Genomic DNA, 15,504 nt, shown 5'->3' with positions numbered 1-15,504 from the left:
AGGGCCGGTCAAATTGACCGGCCCTGCTTTTGAAAATGAAACCCTAAGGCCCCAGAATCTCTAAGGAATTAGAGTGCCTGGATGTTGACGGCCTGGGGACCCTTGGGGCCCTGCTCGGTTTCGAAGGAAACCTTCTGGTTCTCTTCGAGTGAGCGGAAGCCTGAAGAGGCGATCGCGGAGTAGTGAGCGAAAACGTCCTGTGAGGAGTCATCGGGGGAAATGAAGCCGAAGCCCTTTTCAGCGTTAAACCATTTGACGGTACCAGTAGCCATTATTTTTGTCCTTCGTGAAGGTGGAGGAAAAGTCCCGACTTTCGGGTCCTCCGGTGTGGGGTGTTCAAAACCGCTACTTCAGAAAGACGCGGACTTTCGACCGCGCGTACTGCCTGAACTACCAACTGCATAAACACAACAACAGGATCAACAGTACAGGAGATTCCGGAGACTATTTACCAACAGCAACCAAGGGCCGGTGGTGGAGCCTGTCCGCACCCGGACAAACTGGTGATTGAGCCTGTCCACACCCGGGCGTACCGTTCTTGCATGGGACCGATTCGGGCCATCTTCCTGCCGGGGGCCGGCCTCCCCGCCAAGGCCGCGTACGGCGACCTCATCGCAGCCCTCGGGCCGGACGTCCAGGCAGTCGCAAAGGACCTCGAGCTCTACGCAACCGATGAACTGCCCCCTGATTGGAGCCTGGACACAGAGATCGACGGTGTGCTCCGCGAAGCCGATGCCCGGGGCTGGGAGAGGTTCCATTTGACGGGCTATTCAGGCGGGGGCGCGGCGGCGTTGGCGTTTGCCGCCAAGCGTCCCGACAGGCTGCTCAGCCTGGCGCTTTTGGAGCCTGGGCCGGCCGCTGGGACTGGAGCCCTGCATACGCCGAGGTTCAAAAGAAATACGGCGAACTGGAAACGCTCCCGCCGGAGCAGTTCCTGCCTGCGTTCGCGAGGCTGGGAGTTAAGCCCGACGTCGTCATTCCACCTCCGCCGGATCCGTTGCCTTCATGGATGGCCAACCGGCCTGCGGGCATCAAGGCGTTCCTGCGAACCTTCAAAACGTATGACCTGGAGAGGGCTTTGCTGGCTGCTTTTAGCCAGCCTGTCTTCTTCGCACTCGGCGGCCTGAGCAATCCCGACGACTACGGCGACATCGCCACTCGGCTGTCACGGGTCTTCTTCCCGGACTTCCACCTCGAGCTGTTCCCCAAGCTCCATCATTTCGACCCGCCCCACAGGGTTGAACCGGAACGGCTGGCTGAAATGCTGAAGCGGCACTGGGAGCAGGCCGAAAGGCAAGTGGTTCAGCCCGCCGAAACCCTGCCCGGCACCTGAGTTGCCTTTGTGGCGCCGATACCGCATCGTTGCTACGATTGCTACGGAGGCCACCATGACAACCATTCCACACCGCGAGCTTCGCAACCAGAGCAGCAAAATCCTAGAGCGCGTGAAGAACGGCGAGACCATCGATGTAACAAACAACGGTGAGGTAGCCGCGACACTGATCCCGCCGTCGGCGTCACCCTTTGAGCGCCTGCTGCTTTCGGGACAGGTCCGTCCCGCCGCCGAGGGGGCGGTCGATTTCCTGGCCCTGCCGCGAGTCAGGTCAAACGCCGGTACGGCCGAGATCCTGGCCGACCTCCGTGGGGACCGTTGATCATTTACCTGGACACATCGGCTGTCCTCAAACTGGTGGTGGAAGAACCGGAATCAGCCGCTGCCGCTCAATACCTTTCAGGGGCCGCGGCAAGTGGCCATCGGTTGGTGGCTTCGATGCTGTTGTATACCGAACTGCATTGCGCGGCCCATCGCCGCGGATTTCCCGGAGCGCCTGTCAATGCAGTCCTGGGAGCCATCAACCTGGTCGATGTTGCACGCTCGGACCTCATGTACGCAGCGGCTCTTCCCGGCAAACTCCGAAGCGCAGACGCCATCCATCTGGCCGCTGCCATCCGGCTGCAGTCTGACGTCATGGTGGCGTACGACTCCGAGCTCCTGGCCGCGGCTGTGGAAGCAGGCCTGGACGTCCTATCCCCCGGCGCATAAGGCTGCCGGCACACCCAAGAATGTCGGTGTCCCCGTGTAGCTTAGGAATAACTGCACCCCTGCATGAGGACGCCATGGATTTCTACGCCATCAACGCACTGCGTGAAAACCACGCCGGGTGGTCCCTGCTTCGCGCTCAGAATGCCCCGCTTGCCGTCAGTTTCTTTATCAAAGCGTTCACCGCGCCCAACCAACGGGACATCGGCCGCCAAGAGCTGATCGACCACCTCGATGATCTACTGTTCGGCCTCCGTGAGGTCTTCGGTGAGGAAAGGTTCCCCCGCCCGGCGGGTGAGTACCTTGACGAGTGGGCGGCCCCGGAACGGGCCTGGCTGCGGAAGTACTACGTGCCGGGACAGGACGAGCCGCGTTACGATCTCACGGCCGCCTCCGAGGACGTGGTCCGCTGGGTGGAGAGCCTGAGCGGGCGCGACTTTGTGGCCACCCAGTCAAGGCTGACCAGCATCTTCGCCGTGCTTAAGGCACTGGTCCAGCAGTCGGAAACCGATCCGGAAGTCAGGCTCGCCGAGCTCCAGCGCCAGCGGGACGGGATCGATGCCGAGATGCAACGCATCCGCGACGGCAACCTCAAAGTGATGACCGCCCCGGAAGCGCTGGATCACTTCCAGCAGCTGACCACCCTGGCCAAGGACCTGCTATCTGATTTCCGTGAAGTGGAGCAGAACTTCCGGAAGCTGGACCGGCAGGTCCGTGAGCAGATCGCCACCTGGGACGGAACCCAGGGTGAGCTTCTGGCGAGCATCTTCGCCAACCAACAGGACATCAGCGGCTCCCTCCAAGGCCGCACGTTCCAGGGCTTCTGGGACTACCTGATGTCTCCGCAGCTCCGCACCGAACTGCAGGACCTGCTGCAGCGGGCCACCCGGATCGACGCCCTCGCCAGCATGGACAACCTGCAGGCCGTGACCAACCTGCATCAGGACTGGCTGCCCGCCGTTGAACAGACCCAGGCAACCGTTAGGCAGCTCTCCCAGCAGATGCGCCGGCTCCTGGATGACAAGGTGTTCCTCGAGAACAAGCGCATCATGCAGCTCGTGAGGAGCATCGAGTCCGGTGCCTTGGGCACCCGGGAGGTGCCGCCGTCGGGCGTTTTTATGGAGATTGATGCCCAGTCCGTGGAGGTGGCGCTGCCCTTCGAACGGCCCCTGTATGAACCGAGCCGGCGGATCATGGTGGACGACGTCGTGGTGGCGGCAAACGATGCAGAGGTGGACGCGGGCGCCCTCTTCAGCCAGTTCCATGTAGATACGGAACGGCTGAGGTCAAACATCGACGACGTCCTCGCCGGCGCCGAACAGGCAACGTTGGGCGAGGTGGCGGCTGCCCACCCGCTGTCGCAGGGCCTGGCCGAGATTGTGGCCTACTACCAGCTCGCCACCGAATCGGACTGGGCCTCCATCAACCCGGACGAGTCACAGCAACTGTCCTGGCAACTTCCGGACGGCAGCATCCGTGAAGCCACCGTCGAACAGATCATCTTCGTGAGGCCCGCATGACCGCCATCGACGCACCCGAAACGCACACTCCCGAGGAACTTCCGGGCGTTGTCACCAAGCTGTTCAAAGGAGTGGTGTACGCCGAGTCTGACGAAAAGACCTGGCAGTCGCTGCTCGGCCTGGCCTCGCATGTCCGCGACTATGTGGCGGTGCTGGGCCTCGACCTGATCCTGGACGAATCCGAAGGATACGCGTTCCTGAAGTCGCGTGAGGATCCGGACGGCACCCTGCCGCGACTAATCCCCCGCCGCCCGCTGACGTTCAACGTCAGCCTCCTCCTGGCGCTACTGCGCGGACGGATGCTCGAGTTCGATACCAACAGCAGCGAACTGCGCCTCATCATGACGGAGCAGGACATCGCGGACATGGTGTCCGTTTTCCTGCCGGAGTCCAGCAACGAGGCCCGGATCCTGGACCAGCTCGGTACGAACATCAAGAAGGTTGTGGAGCTGGGCTTCCTTCGGAAGCTGCGCGGCCAGGTGGGGACGTACGAGGTGGCACGCATCCTAAAGGCCTACGTGGATGCCCAATGGCTCGAGGAATTCGAGGCGCGGCTGGCCGACTACCGCGCCTCACTCGCCGGAGCCGGCACCACCCCGAAGGGAGAGGACCGCACATGACTACCGAGACAGCCGCCGACCAGCAGGAGATGCTGTTCAGCCTGGACGAAACAGCGGACGACGCCGGCACTCCCCCGGGCTTCCGGCTGCACCGTTTGGAGCTGCTTAACTGGGGCACGTTCCACCAGGAAGTGCGTACGTTTCGGCTTGACGGATCCAACAGCCTCCTGACCGGCGATATCGGTTCCGGGAAATCCACTGTGGTGGATGCCATCACCACTTTGCTGTTGCCGGCCAACAGGATCGAATATAACAAGGCCGCGGGTGCGCAGAAGAAGGAACGCACCCTGATGTCGTATGTGCGGGGCTTCCACAAGAGCACCAGAAGTGCCGGCGGTGAATATTCCAAGCCCGTGGCGCTGCGTGGCACCGGCAGACTCACGGTGGTCCTGGGCGTCTTCCACAATGCTGTCCTGGGCAAATCGGTCACGCTGGCCATCACTCTTTGGGCCACCCAGGAAGCCGGCCAGCCTAACCGCTTCTACTCTCTGACGGAGGGCGAGCAGTCCATCGCCGGGGACTTCGCCAACTTCGGCCAGGACCCCGCCAGGCTGAAGAAACAGCTCAAGGCAGCTGGGGCGTCCATCCATGAAACCTTCGAGCCGTACGCCGCGGGGTTCAAGCGGCAGTTCGGCATCAGCGGCAACCAGGCAATGGAGCTTTTCCACCGCACGGTGTCCATGAAGCAGGTGGAGAACATCACCAGTTTCGTGCGAACCAACATGCTCGAGGAAGACGACGTTCAGGCGCGGATCGGCAACCTCATCCACCACTTCGACGACCTGAAAAAAGCCCATGACGCCGTCCTTCGCGCCAAGGACCAGATCGCACTGCTCACACCCATCACCGAGGGCGCTGCCACGCACACCGCACTGAGCCGGGAGGATCAGCTTGCCCGCCAACAGCGGGACCAGCTTCACCCGTGGTTCACGGACCAGAAGCTGCAGCTCAGCATCGAGCACCAGGCCGAACTGCAGAAGACGGGACTGCGGCTGCAGGAGGACAGTGGCAAGCTGGCCACCGAAATCACCCAACTCCGCCTGGATCTGGCGGCCGTCAAGGAGGACATCCGCAGCAACGGCGGTGGCCGGCTCGCGGCCATCGAGGCCGAGGCCGCCCGGCTCGGTGAAGAGTCCCGGTCACAGCGCGTGCGCTTCGAAAAGTACGCCGAGGCCGCCGCGGACCTCGGCCTTCAGGCCCCCGCGGACCGCGTCCAGTTCGATGCCAACCGTGCCCGGCTCGCCGGCGTCGAAAGGGAGCTCGCCGCCAGCGCCAACGAGGTCCAGGACAGCCGCACTGAACTGACCATGACGCGCACGGTGCTCACCGGACGCGCGGCGGACATCGCCGCGGAACTTACAAGCTTGCAGGCGCGCCCCAACCTGTTGCCGCGCCCCCAGGTGGAGCTCCGCCGTCGCCTTTGCGACGGGACCGGCATTACCGAATCGAAGCTGCCGTACGCCGGTGAGCTGCTGCGTGTCCGCGACGGCGAAGCGGCCTGGGAGGGCGCTGCCGAACGCACCCTGCGCGGCTTTGCATTGTCGCTGCTGGTGCCCTCGGAACACTACGCGGCGGTGAGCGGCTGGGTGGACGGCAACAACCTGCGCGGCCGGCTGGTCTACCTGAAGATCGGTGAATCGTACGCGCCGAAGCCGGCCGAAGCGGGAACCCTGGCGGCGAAGATCGCTATCAAGCAGGGCACGCCGTTCCGCAATTTCCTGCTTGATGAGCTCAGCAGCCGTTTCGACTACTTTTGCTGCGACAACTTGGAAGACTTCCGCCGCCGTTCCAAGGCACTCACCGCCAACGGCCAGCTCAAGGGCGGCCGCGGCAGGCATGAGAAAGATGACCGGCAGGACCTGGCGGACCGCCGGAACTACGTCCTGGGCTGGGACAATCTGGACAAAATCAGCCGATTCCGCGCCGAACAGGACGACGTCCAGGGCCAGCTCAGCGTGGTGTCCGGCCAGCTGAAGCGGGTCAATGACGCTCTGGGGTCCATCGGCCGGCAGAACCAGCAGCTGGGCATCATTGGAGCTGTGTCCGATTTCGCCGAGCTCAGCTGGCAGCTCACGGTCCGCCGCATCGAGGAGCTCAAGGCTGAAAAGGCCCAGCTGGAGTCCGCCAGCGATGTGCTGCGGCAGCTGACGGCGAAGGAAGACGAGCTGGCTGGAAAGCTGGACCGCCTGCAGACGAAGGCCGATGACGTCCAGCGCCGGATCGGCTCCAACGACGGCGCCGCCAAGGACATCGCGGAGGCCATCGAGGATTGCCGCGATGTACTGAACGAGACTCCGTTGACGGACGACGCCGGCGTGCTGGCCGCCGTCGCAAAGCTCGCCGCCGCGGAACTCGCTGGCAAACCGCTCACCTATAAGAACACCGGCACCATCGAAAGTGCGGTCCGGAACGGGCTGACCGACTCCATCGACGCACTGTCCAAGCAGATCGGGCGGGCCGCTGAGAAGACCGTCCGGCTCATGGCCGAGTTCCGGAACAAGTACCCGAACGAGACCACAGAGATCGACGCCGCCCTGGAGGCTGCCGCGGACTTCGGCAAGTTGCTGGAGCAGCTTGTGAGCAATGATCTTCCGCGGTTCGAGGCCCATTTCAAAGAGTCTCTGAACCAGAACACCATCCACGAGGTGGTGGCGTTCAACGCGTTGCTGGACAGCCGCCGGCAGGACATTGTGAACCGGATCGGCGAAATCAACCTGTCCCTGGCCGGGATTGAGTACAACGCGGGCCGGCACATCCAGCTGGAACACCAAAACAGCAGCGACCTGGACGTGCGCCAGTTCGGCACGGACCTGCGAGCCTGTTCAGAGGGAACCATCGGCGATGACGACCAGTACTCAGAGCAGAAGTACCTGCAGGTGGCGCGCCTGATCGAGCGGTTCCGGGGCCGCGACGGCTACACCACCCTGGACGAACGATGGACCGCGAAAGTCACTGACGTCCGGAACTGGTTCACCTTTTCGGCGTCGGAGAAGTGGACCGAAACAGGCGAGGAATTTGAACACTTCACAGACTCGGGCGGAAAGTCCGGCGGGCAGAAAGAGAAGCTGGCCTACACCATCCTCGCCGCGGCGCTGGCGTTCCAGTTCGGGCTGGCGTCCGGCAAGGGCGCGGGGAAGAACTCCGGGAGCGGGCGCAGCTTCCGGTTTGTGGTGATCGATGAGGCCTTTGGCCGTGGCTCCGACGAATCGGCACGGTACGGGCTGCAGCTGTTCCAGCGGATGAAGCTGCAACTGCTGATCGTCACGCCCCTGCAGAAGATCCACGTCATTGAACCCTTCGTTTCCCATGTCGGATTTGTGGCCAACATCAACGGCGACGATTCTCAGTTGCGCAACATGACTATCCAGGAGTACCGCGACGAGCGGGACCGCCGTGCCTGAGCGGTCTGTACAGGGCTGGACCACGCTGGCTGATCTGCGAGCCCAATCGCTCAAAGCGTGGGGCACTGGTGCGCTGCTGCGCGAGGTGCTGGAACCCGGCGGACTGTACCCCCGCCGTCGTCCGTTGAAGCGTCCGACGGCGGCGACGCTGCGGAGTGATTATGGTGCGGCACGTGCTTGGGCGGCTGAGCTGCTGGGTGCCGCTGGTCCCTTCACTGTGGAAACTTCGGAGGTGGGGCGCACCACCGTAGGGGCAAACCAGCTGCCGGCCGCTGCGGTTTTTGCTTCCGTAGAGGATGAAATCGCGTTTGCAGGCAAGGCAAAGGAGGCGGCCCGGTTCGTGGAGCTTGCGGCGGAACTGTCCGCCCTGGACCCGAATCTCCGGCGGTGGGCCCTGCGGCGGCCGCTCAAGCTCCTGGAACTCGGCGCGGGCGCGCTGACCGCCGCCCGAGTGGCACTGTGGCTGCGGGACAATCCCGGGCCCGGCATCTACGTCCGGCAGCTGGGCCTCCCGGGCGTCCACACCAAGTTCGTCGAGAACCACCGGGCCGTGATCGGCGAGCTCGCAGGTGAGCTGCGGGCGGGAGCCCCTAATGACCGGGCCGCTGAACCTGTGGCTGAACTCCCGGCGGAGCCCGGTTCCATGCTCGGCCTGACGTCGGCCAGGACTCCGGCGTCGCGCTTCGCCGCCGTTCACGGCTTCCTGCATCCGCCTGAACTTGTCAGGTTCCGCCTCCTCGATCCGGATGTGCCGCTGCTCGGCCGGGCACGGGACCTCACCGTCACGGCGGAGGCGTTCGGCACCCTGAGCCTGCCCGTCACCCGCGTTTTGATCACGGAGAACCTCGTAAATTTTCTGGCTCTGCCCGAACTGCCGGGAACGCTGGCGATCTACGGTGCCGGTTATGGGTTCACCTCACTGCGGGATGCAGCCTGGCTGCGGGACTGCGAGGTGCTGTACTGGGGTGACCTGGACACGCATGGCTTCCGGATCCTGGACCAACTCCGGGCGGTGCATCCGCACGTGGTGAGCGTGCTGATGGATGAGGCCACGCTGCTGGCACACCGCGATGCCTGGGTCACGGAGCCGGTGCCGTCCAAGGCTTCGCTCAGCCGGTTGACTGCCGAGGAGTCAGCACTCTACGACAGGCTCCGCGCCGGTGCATTCGGGGCGGCTGTGAGGCTGGAACAGGAACTGGTCCGCTGGGATTGGGCGCTGGAACGGATCGTTCCCCGGGACGAGTAGCCTGCCAGCGGACACATCATTATTTGAGGCTGAGTACCTCGTCGATCGGCCGGCCGTCGACGAACACCTGGGCGCTCGTGGCGTCCGACGCGGCCATGGCGGTGTACTCCAGTTGTGCCTTCGCGCGCGGGATGTCGCACACTCCGCCCAGCACGAACTGCCCCGTGAGCCAGATCGTAATGGTGCTGCCGTTCAGCTCGCCGCCAAGGTATGTCAGGTTCGACTGATACAGGACGTTCACAAGCCCCGATAGACCGACGTCGCGGCTCTTGTTTGCCAGCAGGGTCCCGATGCTGGGGCCCACCTGGTCGGTGAAGCGGACCGGGGCCGTGGTTGTGGCGACGAGGCTGTCGCCGCAACCGATCAGGGGCCCGGAAATGCCGTTGTCGCCGACCGCCACGTAGTAGACCGTCAGCGGGGCCACCTGTTCAGGGAACCCCGTGAAGGTGGGCTCCGCCGTGGGCGCCGGGATCGCCGGGTCGGAGGACGGCAGGGCGGTCGACGGCGGCGCTGTCACTGGGGGCGACGCTGTCACCGGTGCGGTGGGTGAGGCGGTCAGGGTCGCCGTCGCGCTCGTCGTGGCGGGTTGGGTTTGTGAAGCGGTGGGGGCGGCGGAATTAGTCGTCGGCGTCGGGGCAGGCGGTCCGAAACAGCCTGCGAGCGCGAACATGGCGCCCACCCCGAGAACGCTGAATGCCGAAAGCCCGGGCCTGGTCATGATGCCCCCTTGGATGCTGGGCCGCAGTAGCAGACCCAGCTTCAAGGTATGCCAGCGCCGCCCTCCCGGAATAGGGGCTTAAGTCCGGCGGGGGTAACTCACTGTGGCGATGATTGCCTGCCCACGGTGAGAGAGCGTTCGGGGAAAACCGCAGGTTGTCAAGCTGTGTGGAGTCATTGGGTTTGTTGTGTGGGTGTTTTTGTTGTCGGGAGGTTGATTCCGGCATGGCTGGCTGGGGCTGGTGTCGTTGGGCGCTGGTGGAATCGTTCGGGGTGTTTGTTGTAGTAGCGCTGTAGTGCCTGGTCCCGGGTTTTCCAAACTTCCTTCCATGAGCCGTCATGGACTTCGGCGGGCGAGAACAGTGCGATGCCCGAGTGTTTGTGTTGGGTGTTATACCAGGGCACGTAGTCGGCAAGGTAGGCCCGGGCGGCCTCGACTTCTTTGAACACACGGGGGTAGCCGGGCCTGTACTTCATGGTCCGGAACCCGGACTCGGAGAAGGGGTTGTCGTTCGAGACGTAGGGCCGGTTGTGGGAGAGCTCCACGCCGTGGCCGGTGAGAGCTTCGCGGAGCAGGTTTGATCGCATCGCCGGCCCCGAGTCGGCGTGAACTATGCGCGGTGCGCCATACCGGGCGATCGCGGTTTCGAACATCTCCACAGCGAGATGGTCCGCCTCCCGTTCCTCGACCCGCCAGGCCACCATGCGGCGGGAGTAGATATCAAGGACCGAGTAGGCCTTGAACGACCGTCCCCGCCAGGGTGAATACAGATCGGTGATGTCCCAGGACCAGACCTGCCCCGGGCCCGTGGCCATCACCACGGGCTTCTCCCGCGGGGGCCGGTTCTTCCCTGTCCTGGTCGGGATCGCGGGGCGCAGCATCTGGTCCTCGATCTGCGCCGCGACCCGCCACCATGTGCGGCGGGAAGCGAGCATCACCCCCGCGTCCCAGGCAGCCGCGTAGGAATGATCAACGGAGACCTGGTTGGCCCAGCCCACCAGGATGTATTCGCAGATCCGGTCGCGGTCATTGGCGCTGACACGTGACTGGTAAGCGCGTTCAGACTGTCCGAGCGGGTCCTGGACCCCTGCGCGGGGATTCTGCCGGTAGTGCCAGGTCGAGCGGGATACGCCGGCGAACTCGAGGGCTTGCCGTTGCGAGCCGGTGAGCGTTGTCAGTTGCCGGACGAGGATGTTCTCGGCTTCGATGAACCTTTCGGATCTTTCGTCCGGGCCGTATCGGGCTCTGGCACGCTCAACTCGTGCAAGAGCCCGATAGCTTTTCCCAAGGCTGTATTCGTGCCTTCAAGATCACGAATACGGCCCTTGAGCTGTTCGACTTCGGACTGGTGTTCAGCGATCTCTTTGGCGCGCGCTTTCTCAAACGCGGACCACTCGCCATTCGTGCGGGCCATGTTCCCATGCTCTCGTGGAATCAGATTCCGGTCGAGGTCACCCTCTTGCACCATCCTCCGCCAGCGCCGGAACGTCCACTCAGTCACTGGCTGGGAGGCAAGCCATTCCTTCCTCGTCCCGTACGGCTGCACGTAATACTGATGCACCAACTCCCGAATCTCATCGCGGCTAATACCTCGCGCACCAACAGTCATGTCTGCTCCTGCTCCTCATCAATCATTGGCTGACTCACAACCAGCCTGACGTAGAGGGAACCCACATTAACTGCGAGAGGGTGCGTCAAAAACCCACATTAAGTGAGAGTGCGTCCGGGGGTGGGGGAAGTGGGTTAGAGGGAGGCGCCTCCGCAGATGACGTAGTTCTGGCCCGTGATGGACTTGCCGTGCGGGCCGAGGAGGAAGGCGGCCAGGGCGGCGACGTGAGCCGTTCGTGCATCGTGGGCATCAGTTTGCGGTGTTTCCAGAGCAACCCCTCCGGACCGAGCAGGACCATGGTGTTGTAGAGACTTCCGGGCCTGGCGGACTCCCGCTCGTTCACACCCAGCACGCAGTAGATGCTGTGTTCGGCGCATGCCTCGATGAAATGGTCGATGTGCGGGCCGGGGACGTCGACGGAGTTTGCCCAGAGACGCTCCCACATTTCATCAAATCCGCCGAACCGGGCCGCCGCATGCGCCCAAACCCCCGACGGATATAGCGGAATGAACGTTTCAGGGAACACCGCGAGCTTCACGCCGTCGCCGGCTGCCTCGGCAAGGAGATGAAGCGCCTTGGACACCGTCGCCTCCGCATCGAGGATCACCGGGGTGGCCTGAATGGCGGCGATACGCACAGTACTAGCGGACATATCGAAACGGTGGCCCCATTTCTACGCTTCGTCAATACCGCAGCGCTTCGTTGGCCAGGCCGGCGGGCCCCGATCCGCCTCAGGCCTCCCGCTCTCCGGAGTCATCTTAAAGAGTTTCATCATGAACGCTTGACTCGAACAGCTGTCCATGTAAATGTTGTCTCAGCACGGTGACCCAACTCACAATGACGCGATGTAACTGAAATTCACCGGGCCTTTCTTTTTATAAGATTTCCGACTATTGAAACGGTTGAAGCCATGACTGATGCGGGCACCATTCAGTCCCCGGCAGTGACGACGGGGAACGCAATTGATTTCTGGGCATCGAAGCCCTTGGAGGCCTTGGGCGGTGAATACGGACGCCTGCGCTGCCGGTTCATAAATTCCCATCCCGTGGGCAGCTGGGATGACTTTGTCCTCTCCGAATGGACGCTGAATTCCTGCTCCTGGGAGGACTTCCACCCGCACAGCGAAACTGCCTTCGTCCTGGAGGGCGAACTCCATATTGAGAGCCAGGGCACCACGGTGGTCCTGAGGCCGGGCGACTCGGCCAGGGTCAACCCGGGCGGCGTCGGCCGCTACTGGGCACCCGTCTACGCCCGCATGATCACCATCTACGGCCCCAATCCCGAGGGCCTCGAATCGCACTCCTTCAAATACTCCGAAGTCTGATCCCAACCCGCCCCAGAAAGGCAAAACACATGACGCAGCAGACAACCTCAATCTCCGCCAGCCTCATCCGCGATGCGAAGAACGTGACCGAGCTGGACGACTGGGGCCCCTGCCCCGAAGCGACCGGACAGCAGATGGACACCCGCGGAATCTATCTGTGGCAGGACGGGAACGGTTCAGAATCAGGCATCTGGGAATGCACCGCAGGCCCCTCCCGCTGGGTTCTTGAAACCAACGAATTCGTCCATGTCATTTCAGGCTCGATGACCGTCACCCAGGACGGTGGCGAAGCCCAGCTCGTAGGCCCCGGCGACACAATCTTCATTCCCCGCGGCTGGAGCGGCAATTGGGAGATTCACGAGACGCTGCGCAAGCTCTACGTGATCTTTTAATTCACTAATAAAAAGCCATCAACACCACTAACAAACAGGAGAAATCATGGAAACCACAACACTGGGAACGTTCACCAAAGCCGGATCCATCCACAAGGTGGAAAACGGCTTTATCGGACTCCCGTCAATGAACATCCCGGGTGTCGACGCCGCCATCGGCGACTCCCTCACCCACCCCAACGGCTCGGTCATGAGCTCCGGGTTCTTTGAGCTCAAGGCCTCCGAGCCGCTGGTCTACACGTACACCTGCGATGAAATGAAGGTCGTGGTGAAGGGTGAATTCATCCTCACCGACAGGGCGACAGGAGAAGTGACCCACGCGAAGGAGCGCGACGTACTCTTCTTCCCCAAGGGATCAGAGATTACCTTTGAAACCCCCGACTACGGCTTGGGTTTCTTCACCGCCCACGGCTCGATGTCGTCCTAATGAAGTTCTAAGCCGTCCTGGTTCATGGCCGCCGTCGTTGGGGGGCGGCCATGAACCAGGACAACCTATGGCAACGCCCTACACGCCGGCTTTGACCAGGAGTGCATCGATCATCATAAAGAACAGGGCGCTGTGATCGGCAGATTTCGGGTCGGTCATGTATTGGATGGCGGCGCCGTCGTAAATCATCAGGAAGAGCCGCACCAGCGTCGGGAACCCTATGCGGCACTCCTCCCCGCTGGCCTCGGCAGCGGAGGAAAAGATGTTTCCCAGCTCCACTTCATAGGCGGGGTAGATCTTCGCCGCCAGCGGGCTGGTAGCGGCATTGCGTGTCGCCCACAGAATGAGTTCGATCTCGGCAAGAATGCTCGCCGGTTCCTCCTCCAAAGCACGCCAGTAGCCCTCAGCCACCTGTTCCACAGCCTTACGCAGACCCAGGTAAACCGGTACGTCACTGGAAAAGCGGCTCAGGTTCTTCAACCAGGCCTCGGCGGCTGCGTCCATCAGCTCGTCTTTGTCGCTAAAGCAATAATGAGCAGTGGCCAGCGGAGCATTGGCCTCCTTGGCAATGGCGCGCATGGTCACCGACTGAATGCCCTCACGGCGCATAAGTTCGACCGTGGCCGCAATCAGCTGTTCTTTTCGATCCGAAGAGGATACCCGCATAGACCTCTCTCCACCCTCCAGTGTGTTAATGCCTAAGACCGTATCCCGGCTGTCGAAGCAGCCAGGATACGGTCCGGGGACGTCAAGGCCGGCAGTTACCTGGCGGCCAGGATGTCGCCCACGGCAGGCGAGCCGGAGTCAACGTCCTGCGACGGGCCTTCCAGGTACCGCTGCATGGAGTCATCCATGGCGTTGATCCACCGGGTGTGGTGCTTGGTGGCCATGGTGCCGGTGACAACGGAGCGGTGCAGCATGTCGCGGTACCCCAGGATGTCATCGTGCTTGTGGCGCATCCAGTCCTTGAACAGCTGGCACACAGCGTCCAGGTCGAAGGGCGGGTAGTCCGTGGCCTCGATGAGCTCCCGGAGGTAGTCCGTCTGGAAATCCGCCTCGGCATCGTGGTCGGCCAGCGCTGCCTGGCGTTCAAGCCACGCATCGATGTCCTTTTGGCGCTCGGCAAGGGATGGCAGTTCAATCGCGCCGGTCATCACGTCGCGGGCAAACCAGGCCTGCGCGTCGAACATGTTGAACGTGTAGTACTGGTCCTGCGCACCGAGGTAGAACAGGTTGGTGTTCTGCTGCCACACCACACCTTTGTAGAGGTTGCCCGGGTACAGCACGTTCGGCGACTTCAGTGAGAGTTCGCTTGGCAGGTACGGGTACTTGTGCTGGTATCCGGTGCAAAGTACGACGGCGTCAAAGTCGCCTTGGGTGCCGTCGCTGAAGTGTGCGGTGGGGCCGCTGAAGTGGGTGACGAGCGGGCGTTCCACCGTGTTCGCCGGCCAGTCATAGGCCATGGGTGTTGTGCGGTAGCTAAGGGTGATGGAGGCAGCGCCCATCTTGTGGGACTGCATGCCAATGTCCTCAGCGGAATAGCTGCTGCCGATCATCAGCAAATTCTTGCCGTAGAACCGCTCCGCCCCGCGGAAGTCGTGGGCGTGCAGCACTTCACCCGGGAACGTCTTGATGCCTTTGAACTCCGGGACTGACGGGACGGAGAAGTGTCCGGTCGCAACCACCAGTTTGTCGAACACGTGGGTTTCAGTTTTGTTGGTCTTGAGGTCTTCCACCGTCAGGGTGAATTCCTGGGTGGCCTCGTTGTAGCTGGTGTGCCGCGCAACGGTATGGAAGCGGACGTACTTGCGGACGTCGGATTTCTCCACCCGGCCCTTGATGTAGTCGAAGAGGACTTCGCGGGGCGGGAAGGACGAAATAGGACGGCCAAAGTGCTCGTCAAAGGAGTAGTCCGAGAACTCCAGGCATTCCTTGGGGCCGTTGGACCACAGGTGGCGGTACATGCTGGAGTGGACTGGCTCGCCGTGGGCATCCAGCCCGATGCGCCAGCTGTTGTTCCACTGCCCGCCCCATTCGTCCTGCTTCTCAAAGCACATGATGTCGGGGATGTCGGCCCCTTTTTGGCGTGCCGATTCGAATGCCCGCAGTTGCGCCAGGCCGCTGGGGCCTGCACCAATGATTCCTACTCGAAGTGTCATGCTGCTCTCCTCTTCCAAAAATTCTATGGGCGCCGATGGGTGGCTTT

General features: G+C 62.7%; 17 protein-coding genes. 10 read left to right on the top strand and 7 right to left on the bottom strand.

Going from position 1 to position 15,504, the window contains the following annotated elements; genetic code table 11:
• Nucleotides 1-68: 68 nt before the first annotated feature.
• Nucleotides 69-272, bottom strand: a complete 204-nt coding sequence (locus IDT60_RS05090; protein ID WP_024365339.1) for a cold-shock protein — start codon at nt 270-272, stop codon at nt 69-71.
• Nucleotides 273-1,009: 737 nt separating this feature from the next.
• Here IDT60_RS05090 and IDT60_RS23180 point away from each other — a divergent pair.
• The 7 genes from IDT60_RS23180 to IDT60_RS05055 all read left to right on the top strand — a co-directional run bounded on the left by IDT60_RS23180 (nt 1,010) and on the right by IDT60_RS05055 (nt 8,828).
• A complete protein-coding gene (locus tag IDT60_RS23180) occupies nt 1,010-1,333 on the top strand; it encodes a hypothetical protein (RefSeq protein WP_223883893.1) in 324 nt (107 codons plus the stop codon).
• Between the two features lie 55 nt (nt 1,334-1,388).
• Nucleotides 1,389-1,655: a type II toxin-antitoxin system Phd/YefM family antitoxin gene (locus tag IDT60_RS05080; protein WP_191081128.1), complete on the top strand. Its 267-nt coding sequence runs from the start codon at nt 1,389-1,391 to the stop codon at nt 1,653-1,655.
• The gene (locus IDT60_RS05075) at nt 1,652-2,044 is read left to right on the top strand and encodes a type II toxin-antitoxin system VapC family toxin (RefSeq protein WP_191081127.1); all 393 of its coding nucleotides are present in this window, start codon (nt 1,652-1,654) and stop codon (nt 2,042-2,044) included. Before IDT60_RS05080 ends, IDT60_RS05075 begins: the two co-directional genes overlap by 4 nt.
• A 74-nt stretch (nt 2,045-2,118) precedes the next feature.
• Nucleotides 2,119-3,561 carry a DUF3375 domain-containing protein gene (locus IDT60_RS05070; RefSeq protein WP_191081126.1) on the top strand — a complete coding sequence of 481 codons (1,443 nt, stop codon included), beginning with the start codon at nt 2,119-2,121 and terminating at the stop codon, nt 3,559-3,561.
• A complete protein-coding gene (locus tag IDT60_RS05065; protein WP_191081125.1) occupies nt 3,558-4,181 on the top strand; it encodes a DUF4194 domain-containing protein in 624 nt (207 codons plus the stop codon). Before IDT60_RS05070 ends, IDT60_RS05065 begins: the two co-directional genes overlap by 4 nt.
• The gene (locus tag IDT60_RS05060; RefSeq protein WP_191081124.1) at nt 4,178-7,582 is read left to right on the top strand and encodes an ATP-binding protein; all 3,405 of its coding nucleotides are present in this window, start codon (nt 4,178-4,180) and stop codon (nt 7,580-7,582) included. Before IDT60_RS05065 ends, IDT60_RS05060 begins: the two co-directional genes overlap by 4 nt.
• Nucleotides 7,575-8,828 (top strand): Wadjet anti-phage system protein JetD domain-containing protein, encoded by a 1,254-nt coding sequence (locus IDT60_RS05055; RefSeq protein WP_191081123.1) that lies wholly within the window; start codon nt 7,575-7,577, stop codon nt 8,826-8,828. The genes IDT60_RS05060 and IDT60_RS05055 overlap by 8 nt, the downstream gene beginning before the upstream one ends.
• A gap of 19 nt (nt 8,829-8,847) precedes the next feature.
• On the opposite strand, the gene IDT60_RS23175 is transcribed toward IDT60_RS05055, so the two are convergent.
• From IDT60_RS23175 to IDT60_RS05035, 4 genes are all read right to left on the bottom strand, one after another.
• A complete protein-coding gene (locus IDT60_RS23175; protein ID WP_223883892.1) occupies nt 8,848-9,546 on the bottom strand; it encodes a hypothetical protein in 699 nt (232 codons plus the stop codon).
• A 173-nt stretch (nt 9,547-9,719) separates the two neighbouring features.
• Entirely contained in the window at nt 9,720-10,544 is an 825-nt protein-coding gene (locus IDT60_RS05045; protein WP_191080268.1) for a DDE-type integrase/transposase/recombinase, read from the bottom strand.
• Between the two features lie 176 nt (nt 10,545-10,720).
• Nucleotides 10,721-11,155: a hypothetical protein gene (locus IDT60_RS05040; protein ID WP_191080267.1), complete on the bottom strand. Its 435-nt coding sequence runs from the start codon at nt 11,153-11,155 to the stop codon at nt 10,721-10,723.
• An 85-nt stretch (nt 11,156-11,240) separates the two neighbouring features.
• Complete coding sequence (locus IDT60_RS05035; RefSeq protein ID WP_191081122.1) at nt 11,241-11,807, bottom strand: nitrilase-related carbon-nitrogen hydrolase; 567 nt, start codon at nt 11,805-11,807, stop codon at nt 11,241-11,243.
• 258 nt (nt 11,808-12,065) lie between these two features.
• Here IDT60_RS05035 and IDT60_RS05030 point away from each other — a divergent pair, with 258 nt between their 5' ends.
• From IDT60_RS05030 to IDT60_RS05020, 3 genes are read left to right on the top strand one after another with little or no spacing between them, the layout of a single operon-like run.
• Entirely contained in the window at nt 12,066-12,479 is a 414-nt protein-coding gene (locus IDT60_RS05030) for a cupin domain-containing protein (RefSeq protein ID WP_208786618.1), read from the top strand.
• A gap of 29 nt (nt 12,480-12,508) precedes the next feature.
• The gene (locus IDT60_RS05025; protein ID WP_191081121.1) at nt 12,509-12,871 is read left to right on the top strand and encodes a cupin domain-containing protein; all 363 of its coding nucleotides are present in this window, start codon (nt 12,509-12,511) and stop codon (nt 12,869-12,871) included.
• A 46-nt stretch (nt 12,872-12,917) separates the two neighbouring features.
• Nucleotides 12,918-13,298, top strand: a complete 381-nt coding sequence (locus IDT60_RS05020) for a cupin domain-containing protein (protein WP_223883891.1) — start codon at nt 12,918-12,920, stop codon at nt 13,296-13,298.
• Nucleotides 13,299-13,376: 78 nt separating this feature from the next.
• Here IDT60_RS05020 and IDT60_RS05015 read toward each other — a convergent pair whose 3' ends face one another.
• A complete protein-coding gene (locus tag IDT60_RS05015) occupies nt 13,377-13,964 on the bottom strand; it encodes a TetR/AcrR family transcriptional regulator (protein WP_191081120.1) in 588 nt (195 codons plus the stop codon).
• 95 nt (nt 13,965-14,059) lie between these two features.
• The gene (locus IDT60_RS05010) at nt 14,060-15,457 is read right to left on the bottom strand and encodes an NAD(P)-binding domain-containing protein (protein ID WP_191081119.1); all 1,398 of its coding nucleotides are present in this window, start codon (nt 15,455-15,457) and stop codon (nt 14,060-14,062) included.
• Between the last annotated feature and the right edge of the window lie 47 nt (nt 15,458-15,504).

Source organism: Pseudarthrobacter sp. BIM B-2242, from assembly GCF_014764445.1.
In the GTDB taxonomy this organism is placed as follows: domain Bacteria; phylum Actinomycetota; class Actinomycetes; order Actinomycetales; family Micrococcaceae; genus Arthrobacter; species Arthrobacter luteus_A.
The sequence above is the reverse complement of the archived record's forward strand: the minus strand, read 5'-3'. Positions and strand labels throughout refer to the sequence as shown.